This is a genomic window from Sulfitobacter marinus, from assembly GCF_900116285.1.
Classification (GTDB): Bacteria; Pseudomonadota; Alphaproteobacteria; order Rhodobacterales; family Rhodobacteraceae; genus Sulfitobacter; species Sulfitobacter marinus.
In genome coordinates, this window is the sequence record NZ_FPAJ01000001.1 from 726665 (window position 1) to 743840 (window position 17176).

14 protein-coding genes are annotated in these 17176 nt (G+C 58.5%); 11 read left to right on the forward strand and 3 right to left on the reverse strand.

Annotated elements, in window-relative coordinates; genetic code table 11:
• Nucleotides 1-125: 125 nt before the first annotated feature.
• The 5 genes from dusB (at nt 126) to ntrX (ending at nt 7333) form a co-directional block, all read left to right on the forward strand.
• Nucleotides 126-1112 carry a tRNA dihydrouridine synthase DusB gene (gene dusB / locus BM347_RS03555; protein WP_093915007.1) on the forward strand — a complete coding sequence of 329 codons (987 nt, stop codon included), beginning with the start codon at nt 126-128 and terminating at the stop codon, nt 1110-1112.
• On the forward strand, nt 1112-2203 hold the full coding sequence (locus BM347_RS03560; protein WP_093915407.1) for a two-component system sensor histidine kinase NtrB: 1092 nt from the start codon (nt 1112-1114) through the stop codon (nt 2201-2203). The genes dusB and BM347_RS03560 overlap by 1 nt, the downstream gene beginning before the upstream one ends.
• A gap of 2 nt (nt 2204-2205) precedes the next feature.
• Entirely contained in the window at nt 2206-3573 is a 1368-nt protein-coding gene (locus tag BM347_RS03565) for a response regulator (RefSeq protein ID WP_093915008.1), read from the forward strand.
• Between the two features lie 96 nt (nt 3574-3669).
• Nucleotides 3670-5928, forward strand: a complete 2259-nt coding sequence (locus BM347_RS03570) for a sensor histidine kinase NtrY-like (RefSeq protein WP_093915009.1) — start codon at nt 3670-3672, stop codon at nt 5926-5928.
• Nucleotides 5921-7333, forward strand: coding sequence for a nitrogen assimilation response regulator NtrX (gene ntrX, locus BM347_RS03575; RefSeq protein ID WP_093915010.1), 1413 nt, complete (start codon nt 5921-5923; stop codon nt 7331-7333). Before BM347_RS03570 ends, ntrX begins: the two co-directional genes overlap by 8 nt.
• Here the strand turns inward: ntrX and BM347_RS03580 are convergent.
• Nucleotides 7330-7800, reverse strand: a complete 471-nt coding sequence (locus BM347_RS03580) for a hypothetical protein (protein WP_093915011.1) — start codon at nt 7798-7800, stop codon at nt 7330-7332. The genes ntrX and BM347_RS03580 overlap by 4 nt on opposite strands.
• A 140-nt stretch (nt 7801-7940) precedes the next feature.
• Between BM347_RS03580 and trkA the strand changes: the two genes are divergently transcribed.
• The 5 genes from trkA to BM347_RS03605 all read left to right on the forward strand — a co-directional run bounded on the left by trkA (nt 7941) and on the right by BM347_RS03605 (nt 13065).
• Entirely contained in the window at nt 7941-9317 is a 1377-nt protein-coding gene (gene trkA, locus BM347_RS03585; protein ID WP_093915012.1) for a Trk system potassium transporter TrkA, read from the forward strand.
• Nucleotides 9318-9339: 22 nt separating this feature from the next.
• Nucleotides 9340-10878 carry a TrkH family potassium uptake protein gene (locus tag BM347_RS03590; protein ID WP_093915013.1) on the forward strand — a complete coding sequence of 513 codons (1539 nt, stop codon included), beginning with the start codon at nt 9340-9342 and terminating at the stop codon, nt 10876-10878.
• A 141-nt stretch (nt 10879-11019) separates the two neighbouring features.
• Nucleotides 11020-11259: an RNA chaperone Hfq gene (hfq, locus tag BM347_RS03595; protein WP_093915014.1), complete on the forward strand. Its 240-nt coding sequence runs from the start codon at nt 11020-11022 to the stop codon at nt 11257-11259.
• Complete coding sequence (gene hflX / locus BM347_RS03600) at nt 11256-12554, forward strand: GTPase HflX (RefSeq protein WP_245764171.1); 1299 nt, start codon at nt 11256-11258, stop codon at nt 12552-12554. Before hfq ends, hflX begins: the two co-directional genes overlap by 4 nt.
• 109 nt (nt 12555-12663) lie before the next feature.
• Nucleotides 12664-13065, forward strand: a complete 402-nt coding sequence (locus BM347_RS03605; protein WP_093915015.1) for a DUF2177 family protein — start codon at nt 12664-12666, stop codon at nt 13063-13065.
• Between the two features lie 67 nt (nt 13066-13132).
• On the opposite strand, the gene BM347_RS03610 is transcribed toward BM347_RS03605, so the two are convergent.
• Nucleotides 13133-13696, reverse strand: a complete 564-nt coding sequence (locus tag BM347_RS03610) for a pseudouridine synthase (protein ID WP_093915016.1) — start codon at nt 13694-13696, stop codon at nt 13133-13135.
• On the reverse strand, nt 13693-16161 hold the full coding sequence (locus BM347_RS03615; RefSeq protein WP_093915017.1) for a penicillin acylase family protein: 2469 nt from the start codon (nt 16159-16161) through the stop codon (nt 13693-13695). Before BM347_RS03615 ends, BM347_RS03610 begins: the two co-directional genes overlap by 4 nt.
• 55 nt (nt 16162-16216) lie before the next feature.
• On the opposite strand from BM347_RS03615, the gene BM347_RS03620 reads away from it, so the two are divergent.
• Nucleotides 16217-17134: an NAD(P)-dependent oxidoreductase gene (locus BM347_RS03620; RefSeq protein ID WP_281247835.1), complete on the forward strand. Its 918-nt coding sequence runs from the start codon at nt 16217-16219 to the stop codon at nt 17132-17134.
• The last annotated feature ends 42 nt before the right edge of the window (nt 17135-17176 follow it).

A 17176-nucleotide genomic window follows, 5' to 3' on the forward strand; every position in this document is an offset into this window, starting at 1 on the left:
TCTCTTGGCGTATCTGCTTAAAAATTAGGCAGCGATACGCATATATCTGCCATAAAGCCTGAGCGTTTCTTGAGTTCAGCAAAGGCTGTCGCTACACCGAATGGAAATGCACAAGGATTAATCATTTGGGTCTTACCGATTTGCCATTTTCCCTGAACCCGCCTGTATTACTCGCCCCTATGGCCGGGATCACGGATCTGCCCTACAGAAATCTGGTCGCGTCCTTTGGGGCAGGGCTGGTGGTATCTGAAATGGTAGCATCGGAAGATATGATTAACGCCCGCCCCGGCACCCGCGAGAAAGCCGAGCTGGGTCTGGGCATCGAAGGCACCGCCGTGCAGCTTGCCGGTCGCGAAGCCGCGCCGCTGGCCGAGGCCGCCCGCATGGTCGAAGCGCAAGGCGCTCGGGTGATTGATATCAACATGGGCTGCCCCGCCAAAAAGGTCACCCAAGGCTATTCCGGTTCCGCCCTGATGCGCACGCCCGATTATGCCCTGACGTTGATCGAGGCGGTGGTGAATGCCGTATCGGTACCGGTGACATTGAAAACCCGCCTCGGCTGGGATGACGCGATGCTGAACGCACCGCACATCGCGGCAGCGGCAGAAAACGCGGGCATCACCATGATCACAATCCACGGGCGCACGCGCTGCCAATTCTACAAAGGTTCCGCCGATTGGGCCGCCATCGCCAAGGTGAAAGACGCCGTATCAATTCCGGTGATCGCAAACGGCGACATCATCGACAGTGACACCGCGCGGACGGCCCTGAAGCAATCCGGCGCAGATGGCGTGATGGTCGGACGCGGATCGCAAGGGCAGCCATGGCTCTTGGCGCAAATCGCGCATCAGATGTATGGCACGCCGGCACCGCTGTTGCCGCAGGGCGCGGATTTCACCCGCATGGTCGCCGATCACTACGAAGAGATCATCCGCTTTTACGGTACCACCATTGGGCTGCGTGCCGCACGTAAACATCTGGGCTGGTACATGGACACCTGCGCCACCCCGACCGATCTGCGCCGCGCCATTCTGACAGCACCCGAACCGCAAACTGTGCACCGTCTGATTGATGACGCCATGGTCGCGCACCCTGCAAAGGCAGCAGCATGATGAAGATCGATGCAGTATTTAACTCGCTGCCGGTGCCCGCCGTGTTGATCGGTCCGGATGATACAATCGTCGATCTGAACTCTGCCGCCGAAGGGTTCCTGAACACCTCGGCCAAATCGGCAAAAGACGTGCCTGTCTGGGATCTGATTGCGGTGAACGCCCCGCTGGAAGAAGCCTTTGCCCGGGCGCGCAAGCATGACACGCCGCTGTTTGTGAATGACGTTGATGTGGGTAGTGGCCAACGCCCGCCGGCGCTGTCCGATCTGCATCTGGCACCGCTGAACGGCATGCCATGTCACATGTTGCTAATGATCACCCCGCGCGAATTTGTAGGGCGGATGAGCCATAATAATCAGGTGAAATCCGCAGCAAAATCCGCAATTGGCATGGCTGAAATGCTGGCCCACGAGATCAAGAACCCGCTGGCCGGGATCACCGGTGCCGCGCAATTGCTCAGCATGAACCTGAACGCAGAAGACCTTGAGCTGACCGATTTGATCGTCGCGGAATCGCGCCGGATCGTAAAGCTGCTGGAACAGGTCGAACAGTTTGGCAATCTGATGCCACCCGAACTGGGGGCCGTGAACCTACATGACGTACTGGACCGCGCCCGCCGGTCGGCGCTATTGGGTTTTGGTGCGCGCATGACTATCGTCGAAGACTATGACCCGTCCTTGCCACTGGCCGCAGGGGATAAAGATCAACTGCTCCAAGTCGTTCTGAACCTTGTGAAAAATGCCTCCGAAGCCGCAGGAGAGACCGGCGGCACCATTCGGCTGCACAGCTTTTATGAGCATTCCTTTCGGATGCGCCGCGCGGATGGCAGCGGGCAATCGTTACCCTTGCAGATCGAGGTGATCGATGACGGCCCGGGGTTGCCACAATCCATTCAGGATGACGTGTTCGAACCCTTTGTGTCTGGCCGTGAAAACGGCACCGGGCTGGGGCTGGCGCTGGTCAGCAAGATTATTTCGGACCACGGCGGCTGGATTTCGGTCAATTCTGCGCCCGGCAAAACCGTATTTCGCATTTCATTGCCACGCGCCGACAAGGCGATGCTGGCGGCCCTCGCCCCCGAACAGGAGACATAAAGATGGATGGCACAGTTCTGGTCGCCGATGATGACCGCACCATTCGCACCGTTTTGACGCAGGCCCTGACCCGGGCTGGGTGCAAGGTGCATGCGACCTCGAGCCTGACCACATTGATGCGATGGGTCGGTGAGGGTAAAGGCGATGTCGTTATCTCGGATGTGGTGATGCCCGACGGGAACGGGCTTGAGATGTTGCCAAAGATCGCCAAGGATCGCCCCGGCCTGCCGGTCATCGTTATTTCGGCGCAAAACACCATCATGACCGCGATCAAGGCTGCCGAGGCCGAAGCCTATGATTATCTGCCCAAACCGTTTGATTTGCCTGACCTGATGAAGCGCACAGCGCGGGCGTTGGAACGTAACGGGGCAACACGGCGCGCCGTGCAGGCCAATGACGCAGGCGATCGTGATGATCTACCGCTCGTTGGGCGCACCCCGGTGATGCAATCGCTTTACCGCGTGGTGGCGCGGGTGATGAACACAGATTTGCCGGTGTTGATTTGGGGTGAATCCGGCACCGGGAAATCTCTGATCGGCAAGGCCATTCACGACTTCTCTGACCGGCGCAACCTGCCTTTCGTCACAGTGACATCTGCTGATCTACAAGACATCGAAGGGCCAGCTCGTGTGTTGGCTCGGGTGCGGGGCGGCACCTTGTTGATCGATGAAATCGGTGATTTTTCCGAGGAAATTCAAGCTCGTATTGCACGCATGATGGACACACCCGGAGAGCACGCACCGCGTTTTCTTGCGACCAGCCAGTCGGATCTGGCCGCCGCGATGAAGGCAGGCACCTTGCGCCGCGACCTTTATTACCGCCTGTCGGGTGCCACATTGCACGTGCCTGCATTGCGTGACCGGGTCGAAGATATCAGCCTGCTTGCCGCCCATTTTCTTGAACGGTCGGAAAGCGGCAATACCGTCCCGCGTGCATTGTCAGAAGGTGCTGCCAAAGTCTTTGCCAATTATCAATGGCCCGGCAATGTCCGCCAGTTGGAACATGCCATGCGCCAGTTGGCGCTCACCAGCCGCGCGCCGGAGATTACCCAGATTGAGGCCGAACAGGTCTTGGGAGCGCAGCCCGACCCCGAACCTTTGCGGGCACAAGCCAATACAGAAAGGCTGGGTGCATCTGTCGAACGTCATCTGCGCCGGTATTTCGATCAACACGGGTCAATGTTGCCGCCTCCGGGCCTTTATGCGCGGATTCTACGTGAAATCGAGGCCCCGTTGATTGAAATAGCGCTGGCTGCGACAGCCGGAAATCAGGCTAAATGTGCCGATCTGCTGGGAATCAACCGCAATACCTTGAGAAAAAAGATCACTGACCTCGATATTGAGGTGACACGCGGTCGCAAGATGATGTAAAAGAGCCACATAACCGTGGCCATCGGGCCTCATAGCCCGATCAGGACCACATTAATAGGCAGTGGATGCAGTTTTGCATCACATCATCGGTGAGGAATGCGGGTGCTAACCCGGTCACGCAGTTATTATCTGTTACGTCTTGAGCGACTGCGCCGTATTCGGCGATATCGCAACTTGGCGACCCTTGGGCTGGTGGGCCTGGGGCCTGTTCTGGCGATCATCACCTATCTGGTGCTGGGGCCGCTCGGGCAGGGCGGCAACACGCCCAGTTTGCGGCTGATCCTGCTGACAGACCTTGTCTATATCTTGTTGGTGGCAGCCCTTGTTTTCATTCAGGTTGCCCGATTGATCGCAGCACGCCGCGCGAAATCCGCAGGGTCGCGTTTGCACCTGCGACTAACCGGGGTGTTCGCGCTGATGGCGCTTATCCCAACGGTCAGCGTGGCGGTTTTTGCCGGTTTGACCATCAATGTGGGCCTCGAGGGATGGTTTTCGGACCGCGTGCGCAGTGTTGTCGGCAATTCGCTTGCTGCCGCACAGGCCTACGAATCCGAGCAGCGCGATGATCTGATCGAAGATGCGATATCGCTGGCCCGGGCCATCGACCGTGCCCGCGCCCAAGGCGTGCCGCTGCCCGATTCTCAACTGCTGGCCGAGGGGCAATTGCAGATTCAGCGCGGCCTGCGCGAGGCGTATCTGATCGACGGCACGGCGCAGATCCGGGCGCGTGGCGACCGGTCGTATTTGTTTAACTACGAAGCACCAAATTCGGATCAGATCAGACGCGCGCAGGAAAACAACGGCCAGCCCTTGGTGATCGAAGATTGGCCGAACAACGAATTCCGCGCCCTTGTCACGTTGAATTCATATCTGGACCGTTTGCTGTACATCAGCCGCGATGTGGATGGTGAAATCTTGTCCCTGCTGGACGATACCAAAGAAACAGTACGCCTGTATCAACAGCTTGAAAACGAACGTGGCAAATTGCTATTCGAGTTTGGCCTTTTGTATGTCGGTTTCGCGCTGATCCTTATTCTGGCGGCCGTGTGGCTGGGCCTGTGGTTCGCCGAACGTCTGTCCGGCCCCGTGGGGCGGTTGACAGGGGCGGCGCAGCAGGTCGGGGCTGGTGATCTTGAGGTGCAGGTGCGCGAGGAAAGCGGCGACGATGAAATCGCCATGTTGGGCCGTTACTTTAACCAGATGACCAAGCAATTGAAGGGCCAGCGCGAGGCCCTGCTGGACAATACTCGCCAGATTGAACGTCGGCGCAGGCTGTTCGATTCCGTGCTAAGCTCGGTCACGTCCGGGGTTGTCGGGCTGGACCCCGAAGGGCGCGTGGCCTTTGTGAACAAATCCGCGATGCGGCTGCTGGATTGGACCGAGGATCAGCAATCGCTCGCGCTTTCTGTCGCCGTGCCGGAGTTCGGGCCGCTGTTTAACACCGTGGTGTCCGGCCAAGACGAAGTTGCCCAAGGCGAGGTCAAGGTATCACGTCAGGGCCAGATGGAAAATCTGCTGGTGCGCGTCGCCACAAGGCGCAGCGAAAATGGCCGCCTTGAAGGCTATGTTGTTGCCTTTGACGACGTCACCGATCTGGTCAGCGCCCAACGCATGGCGGCATGGGGCGACGTGGCTCGCCGCATCGCCCACGAGATCAAGAACCCGCTTACCCCCATCCAGCTTAGCGCCGAGCGTATCCAACGCAAATTCGCCCGCAAACTGCCCGATGATGCCGCAGCACTTGAACAGATGACCGGGGTGATTATCCGCCAGACCGGCGATTTACGCCGCATCGTGGACGAGTTTTCAAAATTCGCGCGCATGCCGGAACCGGAAACAACCACGCAAGATGTCTGCCAGTTGGTCCGGGACGCAGTGGTGTTGCAACAAAGCGGCCAGCCCGATGTGACCATTCACGCGACGTTACCAGACGCGCCTGCCATAGCGCAGGTCGACGCAACCATGCTGTCCCAAGCCTTGATGAATTTGATTAAGAACGCAGGCGAAGCTATTGAAAGCTTGATAAAAAAAGGTACCCCTAACGGATTTAATCCGCGGATCGAAGTCACCTTGTCCGTACAAGATACCAACCTAAAAATTTCGATCGCAGACAATGGAATAGGCTTGCCAGAAGACCGCGCGCGGCTATTTGAGCCCTATGTGACCACCCGCAGTGAAGGGACGGGCCTAGGCTTGCCGATAGTGAAAAAGATAATCGAAGAGCATGGCGGAACATTGGTGTTGGAAAATGCCCCATTGTTCAAAGGACAATCCCACTTCGGGGCCATGGCAATCATTACATTGCCTCTGGCCACCGCACCAAAGACACCCGCATTGGAGACCCAAGATGAGTGATATCCTGATCGTGGATGATGAACGCGATATTCGCGAGCTGATTTCTGATATTCTCGAAGATGAAGGTTTTGCCACCCGTCTGGCTGGCAATTCAGACGAAGCGGTGGCCGCGATCAACGCCGAACCGCCCGCGCTGATGATCTTGGACATCTGGCTCAAAGACAGTCAGATGGACGGGATCGATATCCTCAAGGCCGTGAAGCGGGATAACCCGGATGTGCCGGTGGTGATCATTTCGGGCCATGGCAATATCGAAATTGCCGTCGCCGCGATCAAGCAAGGTGCCTATGACTTTATCGAAAAGCCCTTTAATATCGACCAGTTAATGGTGGTTATCCGCCGCGCGATGGAAACATCCCGTTTGCGCCGCGAGAACCTGTCACTGAAACGTCGCGATGTGGTGAATGCCGAAATGATCGGCTCTTCCACCGCGTTCAAAACGCTGATCGGTCAATTGGACAAGGTCACAAAATCCAATGGCCGCGTGATGCTGCGCGGGCCTGCCGGATCGGGCAAGGAAATCGCCGCGCGCTATATCCACAACAACTCCGCCCGTGCGTCAGCGCCTTTTGTCACCGTCAATTGTGCCAGCGTCGCGCCCGAACGGATGGAACAGGTGTTGTTCGGTGTTGAAAGCGCCGAGCGCGGCATTGAACCGGGGCTTTTGGAACAGGCCCATGGCGGCGTGATCTTTTTTGACGAGGTCGCGGATCTGCCGCTTGGCACCCAGTCGAAGATCCTGCGGGTGTTGGTGGATCAGCAGTTCACCCGCGTTGGCGGCAATGACAAGGTCCGCGTCGATTTGCGCGTTGTGTCTAGCACCAACAAGGATCTTGATGCCGCAATCAAAGCCGAAACATTCCGCGAGGAACTGTATCACCGGCTGAACGTTGTTCCGATTTCTGTGCCATCGCTCGAGGACCGTCGCGAGGATATTCCGGTGCTGGCCGAGCATTTCATCGCCGATTTCAACAGCAGTCAGGGCCTGCCGCTGCGACAGTTTTCGCCCGATGCGGTGGCGTTGCTGCAAACTATGGTCTGGCCGGGCAACGTGCGTCAGTTGAAAAACCTTGTGGAGCGGGTGCTGATCCTAGGCGATGGCACTGGTCCCATCGAAGCCCGAGAGCTGCCCGGCGAGGATGATACCGCCGAGCAAGAGGGCCGCGTTGTGCTGTCAGGTGCCTTGGCGACCTTGCCGCTGCGCGAGGCCCGCGAGGCGTTCGAGCGCGAATATCTGCTGACGCAAATCAACCGTTTTGGCGGAAATATCAGCCGCACCGCCAATTTTGTCGGCATGGAGCGGTCAGCCTTGCACCGCAAGCTCAAGAGCTTGGGCGTTGTGACATCGGCCAAATCCGGCACCCGTATCGCCCATGTCGATGAAGAGGCCGAAGTCGCCGATTAACCCCGTGTAACGATCTGAAAACTGCCGTCGTCATAACGGATTACGCAGGATTGGTCATTCAAAGCGGGCAGGGTGGTTGTCGCCCGCTTTGGGGCCGCGTCCGCGACGCTACTGGGGCAGGAGGGGATTGAAACAGGAACGAACCCCTTATCGGCCATGCATTGGGTCTCGACCCGGTCGCGCAGATCAACATTAGGATCGACCGTATAGATAGCCCCCGGCTCGTAATACCCTGGAATGACACGGCACCGGCCCGCGCTGTTGCATATCTCGCGCGGCGGGATAAAGCGGGGCGGCGCGCGGCGGATTTGCGATGAAACCGGCACCTTGGCCAGCGCTTCGACCTCGCAAGCAGTGGTTTGGCGCTGCACGGCGGTAATATCTGCACCCGGCTTGTAATAGGTATTGAGCGGTGCGCAGGCCCCAAGGCCGATCAGAACCGCCGCCGTCTTTGTCGCTTGTTTCATTGCACAGCCCCTGTTTTGCCTTCAGCCCCATGTAGACATTTGAATTGACCCTTGCAAAGCCATCTGTCATTCAAATCAACAAACAAGCGGGTGGTTTCCGCCTTGCCCCATGATCAGGCGCAACACCAAAGGAACCTTTCATGAAAGTGATTATTTGCGGTGCAGGTCAGGTCGGCTGGCAAATCGCGCGCCATTTGTCGGGCGAACGCAACGACGTGACAATCGTCGACAGTAATGCCGATTTGGTCCGCCGTGCCACCGATACGCTGGATGTACAGGGTATTGCGGGCTTTGCCAGCTATCCCGATGTGTTGGACCGTGCAGGCGCGCGTGATGCGGAAATGATCATCGCTGCCACCCATTCGGACGAGGTGAATATGGTTACCTGTCAGGTGGCCCATTCGGTTTTCGGTATTAACCGCAAGATCGCCCGCCTGCGCAGCCAATCCTATCTGACGGCGATTTATTCCGATCTTTACCGCCGCGACCATATGCCCATCGATGTGGTCATCAGCCCCGAAAAAGAGGTCGCGGCCGCCGCCCTGCAACGTCTGTCGGCCCCCGCGTCGTTTGATACGGAAACCTTTATGGATGGTAAGGCCCATCTGATCGGCATCCAGATCGAAGAGGGATGCCCGGTCGTCAACACGCCGCTGCGCCAGCTGTCTGATCTGTTCTCCACCCTGCGCGCCGTTGTGGTCGGTGTGCGCCGCGACGGCACGTTGTTTGCCCCCGAAAGCAAGGACCAGCTGTTTGCCGGTGATGCCTGCTATGTTTTTACCCACCGTGATGATATCCCGCGCACCTTGGATATTTTTGGCAAGAAAACCAGCAAGCTGGAGCGTGTTGTTCTGGTCGGCGGCGGGAATGTCGGTCTGGCCGTCGCGCGCGATCTGGAAAGCAAGGGAAAGCGCGTCCGCACCAAAATCATCGAGAAGAACCGCGCCATTGCGGAACGCGCCGCCGAGGCCTTGGAACGCACGATCGTTCTGAATGGCGACGGTTTGGATGCGGCCTTGTTGGCCGAAGCCGGGATCGGCCGCGCCGATGCCATGATGGCCATCACCGATGATGACAAAACCAATATGCTGGCCTGCGTGCGCGCCAAAGCCGAAGGCTGCCCGTTTGTTATTGCGCTGATCAATGATCCGACCTTGGCCCCTTTGATGCAGCCCCTTGGCATTGACGCCTATATCAACCCACGCGCCACCACGGTCAGTTCAATCCTGCGCCATATTCGCCATGGCCGTGTCCGGTCGGTCTATTCCATCGGTGATGCCGAAGCCGAGGTGATCGAGGCCGAAGTGCTGTCCACTTCGCCGCTGGCCGGCAAGCGCATCAGTGATATTGATTTTCCCGAAGGGGTGTTGGTCGGTATGGTCCAAAAGGGCGAAGAAGTGATCCGTCCCTTGGGCAGCACACGCATTGACGAGGGCGATGTGATCGCTGTTTTCTGTCTGGCCAAGGATGTGCCGCAGGTCGAACAGTTGATGCAGGTATCGATCGACTTTTTCTGATGCGATACGCGGATGCCCCATCATGAGACGGAAAAGCCATATTCGCCGGGAAATCTATAATCTACCGCTGTTTTTGCTGATTTTCGGCGTGTTCAGCGCCTCGATGATCGTCCCGGCATTCTTTGCTGTTGTCACCGACGATCTGCTGGCCTCGCGGGCGTTTTTCTATTCCTGCCTGCTGGGTGTCATCGTTTTCATCATGATTGCAATCACCCATTCTGGGCGCAAGGCGCAGCATGGATCATTGGGGCCGCTGCTGTCGCTGTTCTCAAGCTTTGTGATCTTACCTGCAATTCTGGCGATCCCGTTTCTCGAGGCATTGCCCACCACGCGGTTTGTGAACGGCTATTTCGATATGGTCAGTTCCATCACCACGACAGGGGCCAGCCTGTTTGATGATCCCGGACGGCTTAGCGACACATTGCACCTGTGGCGCGCACAGGTCGCGTGGATGGGCGGATTGCTGATGTGGATCGCGGCCTCAGCGATTTTGGCCCCCCTGCATCTTGGCGGGTTCGAGGTCACATCCCAGGCCGAGCCGGGCAACCCTGACGACCGGCGCACCACCGTTAGCCCGCCGGTCAATCCGCGCCGCCGTCTGTTGCGCGCGGCAGGCGCGCTGACGCCGACCTATCTGGCGTTGACCCTGTTGTTGTGGGTGTTGCTGCTGGCCAATGGCGACCGATCACTGGTGGCGCTGTGCCATGCGATGTCGGTGATGGCGACATCCGGTATTTCGCCTCTGGGCGGCACCCATGATACCGGCGTCGGCTTTGGGGCCGAGGCGGTGATGATGCTGTTCATGCTGTTCTCGTTGTCGCGGCTGACCTTTTCCAAAGACACGGTGACCGCCACCCAAGGCGGATTACGCACCGATCCTGAATTTCGCATGGGGCTGGCGCTGATCATTGGTGTACCCTTGATTCTATTTGCGCGGCATTTTCTGGGGGCTTTTGACGTATCTGCCAGCGGCGAAGCCTATGAAAGCGGCAGGGCCCTTTGGGGGGCAGTTTTTACCGTCACATCCTTTCTGACCACCACGGGGTTTGTCAGCGCGTCCTGGGCCGAGGCCCAAAGCTGGTCCGGATTGGAAACACCGGGGCTGATCCTGATGGGGCTGGCGTTGATCGGCGGCGGGGTCGCGACCACGGCAGGCGGGGTCAAGCTGCTGCGGGTCTTTGCGCTTTATCGCAACGGCGCGCGCGAGTTGGAACGGCTGGTGCATCCGCACTCGGTATCGGGGGCAGGGACCACGGGCAGACGCCTGCAAAGCAACGGTGCCTTTATCGCCTGGATATTTTTCATGCTCTTCGCGCTGTCTTTGGCCGGCGTCACGCTGCTGTTGACCTTTGTAGGGGCCCCCTTCGAGGACGCGCTGGTGATGTCCGTTGCCAGCCTCTCTACCACCGGACCGCTGATCGAATTTGCCGCGGACGCACCGATTGCGCTGATCGAATTGGGCGATCCGGCCAAGATAATCCTGATCGGCGCGATGGTGCTGGGACGGCTGGAAACCCTTGCCATCATCGCCTTGCTGACCCCGGACCTGTGGCGTGCGTGACACGAATTGCGATCAGCCGTAGGGTGCCTTGTGACATTTGGGGTGGAAACTCCTGACAGGCATCGACATAATCGCTCTAAATCGGAGCTCGGTCCGCGAGCATCAGCACGAAAAAACAACAAGAATAAAGGCGAGACCAATATGGCGTCTGACAGACAAAACCTTCAGGACGCATTCCTGAACCATGTGCGCAAAACCAAAGTGCCGGTAACGATCTTTTTGATCAACGGGGTAAAGCTGCAAGGGGTGATCACCTGGTTTGATAACTTTTGTGTGCTTTTGCGCAGGGATGGCCAGTCGCAGCTTGTGTATAAACATGCGATCTCGACCATAATGCCAAGCCAGCCGATCTCGCTTTACGAGGGTGAAGACGCGAATTGACGCGACCTCCTTTCCAGATCGACGACACGGCAGGCCCGAAGGTAACCCGGGCTTGGGTGCTGCACCCTGACATCAAAACAGACAACAGCCGCCGAATCGCGGAACCGGCCCTGGCCGAAGCCGTAGCGCTGGCCGAAGCGCTGCCTCATTTGGAAGTCGTGGGGCAGGAGGTCGTTATTCTGCGCACCGTGAACGCAGGTATGATGTTCGGGTCCGGCAAGATTGAAGAGTTAAAGCATCGCATGGAGGACGCCGAGGTCGATCTGGTCTTGGTCGACGGGCATGTAACGCCGGTTCAACAGCGAAACCTTGAAAAAGCATGGGGCGTGAAGCTGCTGGATCGCACCGGGCTTATCCTTGAGATTTTCAGCGACCGCGCCGCCACCCGCGAGGGCGTGCTGCAGGTCGAGATGGCCGCGCTGAACTATCAGCGTACACGGCTGGTGCGTGCATGGACCCACCTTGAACGCCAGCGTGGCGGATTGGGATTTGTCGGCGGTCCGGGTGAAACCCAGATTGAATCGGACAGACGGGCGATTGATGAACAGTTGGTCCGGCTGCGCCGCCAGTTGGACAAAGTCGTCAAGACCCGCGCATTGCACCGGTCGGCCCGCGCCAAGGTGCCGTTCCCTATTGTCGCTTTGGTTGGCTATACAAACGCAGGTAAATCGACACTTTTCAACCGGTTGACCGGTGCGGATGTGATGGCAAAAGACATGCTTTTTGCCACGCTTGATCCGACCATGCGCAGCCTTGTGCTGCCCGATGGCCCCGAGATTATTCTAAGCGACACGGTTGGATTTATCTCTGACCTACCGACCGAACTGGTTGCCGCGTTCCGCGCGACCCTCGAAGAGGTACTGGCCGCCGATATCATCTGCCACGTGCGCGATATCTCCCATGCCGAGACCGAAGAACAGGCCCAGAATGTGCGCGATATTCTGGCGTCATTGGGCGTGCCCAAAGAAACCCGCAGCTTCGAGATCTGGAACAAGATTGACCTGCTCAGCCCGGACCGTGCAGACGCCGTGCGTGCCCGTGCGGCACGCGATGAGAACGTCTTGGCCATATCGTCGCTAACGGGCGAGGGGCTGGATGAATTCCAGTCGGTGATTGCCGAAGCCCTGCAAGGGGCGGTGCGCGAGGCCGATCTGGTGCTTGGGTTTGCTGAAGGTAAAAAACGCGCCTGGCTCTTTGCTCAAGAAGTTGTTTTGGATGAAAAGCAGACCGAGGACGGTTTTGATCTGAAGGTGCGCTGGTCCGCCGCCCAGGAAGCCCAGTTTCAGCGGCTATAACGCGCTGATCCGTACGCAACAAAATTTTTTCGAAAAATTTTGACCGGAAAATTCGAATTTTTCGGCGCATGCTACATATTGTAGCCTGTAAAATGGCAGGAGGGCCCTTATGACGTTGATTATTCTATACGTGCTAACTTTTGTAGTTTTTCTGGGCCTGGACGTTCTAGGGCTGACCTATTTGGTCAAACCCGTCTTTTCGCGCTACATTGATCCGCTGTTGCTGGATCGGTTTCGCATGGTGCCGGCCTTGGCCTTTTATGCGTTCTACATCGCTGTATTGCTCTATTTCGTGTCTTTGCCTGCGCTGATGCAGGATAGGAGTTTGCTTTGGGTCTTTGCAAACGCCGCGCTGATTGGGGCGTTGGGATACGGTACCTATGAATTTACCAATCTTGCGACGCTGAAAGACTGGACACTGCAGATGGTCGCCACTGATTTTTCATGGGGTGTGGTGTTAACCGGTGTTTCTGCAACCGTTGGTGTTTGGGTGACGCGGGCGGTTTCTTAGGCGGCACATGGGGTTTGGGGCCAGCCCCCGGCCTTTGGCCGCCCCCGGGATTTTGGTCCATTTGGAATTAGCGCCCTGTTTCTGAGGAAAAGCGCCATGTGCCGGGTTGCATGTTGTTGAGCTGCCAGTCGCCGACTTGGGCGCGGATCAGGCGAAGTGTCGGCAGGCCTACATGGGCTGTCATGCGGCGCACCTGTCTGTTGCGGCCTTCGGTGATGGTGATCGAAAGCCATGCATCGGGTACGGATTTACGAAACCGCACGGGTGGGTCACGGCCCCAGAGATTTCCGGGCGCGTCGATTTCACTGACTGTGGCGGGGGCGGTTTTACCGTCTTTAAGTGTGATGCCGCTGCGTAGGGCATTCAGGGCTGCGTCGTCCGCGGTTCCTTCGACCTGAACCCAATAGGTTTTCGCGAGCTTGTATTTGGGGTGTGATATCCGGGCCTGTAGCGGTCCGCTGTCGGTGAGCACCATCAGGCCTTCGCTGTCGCGGTCAAGGCGGCCTGCGGGGTAGAACCCCTTTTCGTCAATATAGGCCGACAGGGTCGGACGCGGCGACCCTTCGGTGCCTTTGTCGGTGAATTGCGACAGCACCCCGAAGGGTTTGTTGAACAGGATCACGCGGTTCATGGTTGCGCGGGGATCAGTTTGGTCACGCCCACAGAAGCCGCGCGGGCCAGGTCCTCGTCCAGCGACATGGGGATATATTCGCCGCGCCGCCACAGCTGGGCGAGGTTGTCATAGTAGCGCGACAGGAAATGCCCGGACTGGCCGGTTGAGGTGATAAAGACCGACGAATCCGGATCGGCGAAATCATAGACGCCCCGGTATCCTGCGCCGTGTACGTTAAAGAACGGATCGGGGCTGGTGCCTTTCGTCCGGCCGCGCAGCAGGGTGTTATCGCCGCCTGAGGTTGATTGGCGGATGTTGACGAAATAGCGTAGGATTGGCACCTCGCCCAACGTGGGGTGATCATGCGTGGCCTGATGCGCATCGCCCCATCGCAAGGATTCAAGCTGGCTGCCCCATGTTTCATTGATCCAGATCAGCGCGTCATCAAGGGCAAGCCGCGCCATGTCAGGACAGGTTTCCACTGGTGCCGATTGCAGCACGTCACACCAGACAGCGGCACCATCGACATCGCGGAACACCCGTTCGATGAACAGCGGCTCAACATGGTCGAACTCCTGCGCCAGCGGGCCAAGTTCGTCCTGGATCAGGCGGTCTTGCAGGGCGCGCAGCCACGCAGCATAGATCAGCGGTTCGGGCAGGTGTTCGTTCATCTCACCCGACCATCCGGCAAGCAGGATCAACGCGCGTTCGCGCTGACGCTCAGCGGTACCTTCGGCGGCGGCCTCTCCGGTGAACCACAGCTCGGCCCCGATCAGCGGCAGCAAACTGCGCGCCGTAAAGCTGACCGTATCCAGCTGCGCCTCAATAAAGCTGTCGCGCGTGTGGACTTGTCTGCGTTGCATCAGATTGCGCCAGCGTTGAATGCGCTGCGTATCGCCCCATAGAAACGACACATGGTTGGGGAAGGGTCGGTCCAGCGTCTTGTTGTTGGTGTTACCCAGAATACCACCCAGCGGTGCCACAAATTCAGGGTTGGACGCATAGGGCAGGACCCCTTGCCAACGGTTTGCGGCGTTCCAGCCAACCGTTGGCAGACGCCCTTGGCTTTGGTGGGCCGGGTCACGGGCGGGCAGCGCCCCGATGGTTTTCATCGCAATCGTTTCGGAATCCACCAGCGTCAGGTTTTGCGACGGCGCGATATAATCGGCTACGGCAGCAAGACCGGTTTCCACCGATTTCGACTCCATCAGCGCCATGGCGGCTGCAAGCGACGTGTCGGCGGGGCTAAGCGCCGTCCAGCTTACGGTTGCCACATGGCCGGGCGGGGTAATGGCCGCAAGGTTGTAGTGGCTGCCGGGCAGCACCGGGCCATTATCCGTCCAGCGCAGCGTCAGGGTGATGGGATCGGAGTCCTTGACCGTGATGATGGACGCGCGTTTGGCAAAGGGTTTGAACCCGTCTGGTGTGCGGTATTCTTCCGGATTTTCGGGGTTCAGCTCTTCTACATAGATGTCCTGATCGTCGGCATAGGACGATGTGATGCCCCACCCCAAGGCGGCGGAGCGGCCGGTTAGCACCACGGGAAGGCCCGGAATGGTGCCGCCGATCACGCCGCCGGATTGCAGTTCCAACCGCGCGAGATACCAGATGCTGGGCGCGGTAAAACCAAGATGCGGATCATTGGCAATCAACGTGCCGCCAGACGCAGACCGATCGCGCGCCGCAGCCCACGCGTTGGACGCACCGGCAAGGTCAAAGGGCTTGAACGGCGACAGCGGGTTGCGATCAAGGGGGATGTTTTCGGCAAATTGCGGCAGCCCAGGCACAAGGGCCGCGTATTCGGGCAGGGCCGCAATGCCGCTGCCTGGCGCGTCTGGCAGAATATCCAGCAGACGTTTTTGATCGGGCAGGGCAAGCGACGTCCGTGCGCGCTTCACCTCTGCGGCCAAATGCCCCGAGAGCTGCAACGCCATCAATTTTGCCATGGCCAGTGAATCTGCGGGGCGCCACGGGGCGACGGGCACATCAAACATCAGCATTTCAGGCGCACCACGGCCCAATGCCTCTGAGTTGATCTGGTCGAGGCGTGCGTTCACGCCTGCGGAGTAAGCTTCGAGCGCGGCGCGGGTTTTGGGGTCTAGGGCGTCGACCGATCGCACCGCAAGGGGGTAGAGATCGAACCGGCGCAGCAAGCGGTCAATCCCGATTGTCGCCGTGCCGAACACCTCGGACAGGCGCCCCTGAACGGTGCGGCGCATGGTGATCATCTGCCACAGGCGATCCTGCGCATGGGCAAAACCCAGACCATAAAACACGTCCTGATCGTTTTGACCGAAAATGTGCGGCACATTGGCATTGTCGCGCACGATCTCGACCTCGGCGCGCAGATTTGGCACCACAACCGTGTCGTCATATTCGGGCAAAGATCGCGACGCGAGCCAATAAATGCCCACAACGGCGACCACCGTTAAGACAATCAACAAGGTGGCCAGACGCATAAGCCACTTAAATACCACTGCCATTGGGTGCTCCTGAATAAACCCCTCAGTTGATTGACCAAACTCTGTGGGCTGTTAGATGTTATACCAGCCAATAGCGCAACTAATAGATAAGGAAAAGACGATGGCAAAACTCGCGTTTCTGGGACTGGGAGTAATGGGCGGGCCGATGGCCGGTCATCTGCAAAAAGCGGGCCACGCGGTCACCGTATACAACCGCACAACTGAAAAAGCCCGCCAATGGGCCGACACCTATGGCGGCGACATGGCGGAAACCCCGCGCGCCGCGGCGCAAGGGGCCGATATCGTGTTCTCATGTGTGGGCAATGATGATGACCTGCGGTCTGTTTGTGTGGGCGATGACGGGGCCTTTGCCGGCATGGCTGAAGGGGCAATTTTTGTCGATCACACAACCGTTTCCGCCGCCGTAACCCGCGAGCTGTATGACATCGCAAATGCCGCGCAGATCAGTTTTATTGATGCGCCGATTTCGGGCGGGCAGGCGGGGGCGGAAAACGGCCAGCTGTCGATCATGTGCGGCGGTGACGCGGGGGCCTTTGATCGCGCCCTGCCAATCATGGAGGTTTATTCCAAGATTTGCTGCCGTTTGGGCGACACAGGTGCCGGCCAGATGACCAAGATGTGCAACCAGATCGCCATTGCCGGGCTGGTCCAGGGCCTGTCAGAGGCGCTGCATTTCGCACAGAAAGCCGGGCTTGATGGCCGTGATGTTGTCGAAGTCATCAGCCAAGGTGCCGCAGGCAGCTGGCAAATGTCCAACCGGTTCGAGACGATGCTGGACGATGAATTCAACCACGGTTTCGCAGTGGATTGGATGCGCAAGGATCTGGGTATCTGTCTGGACACCGCAGATGAAATCCAAGCAAGCCTGCCGGTCACAGCGCTGGTCGATCAGTTCTATAAGGATGTGCAGAAACTGGGCGGTGGCCGGTGGGACACCTCAAGCCTGATCAAACGTCTGAACGCCGTCGGCTAAGGGCAAAGCCCGGTCCGCAGCTGCTGCGGGCCGGGCCATATC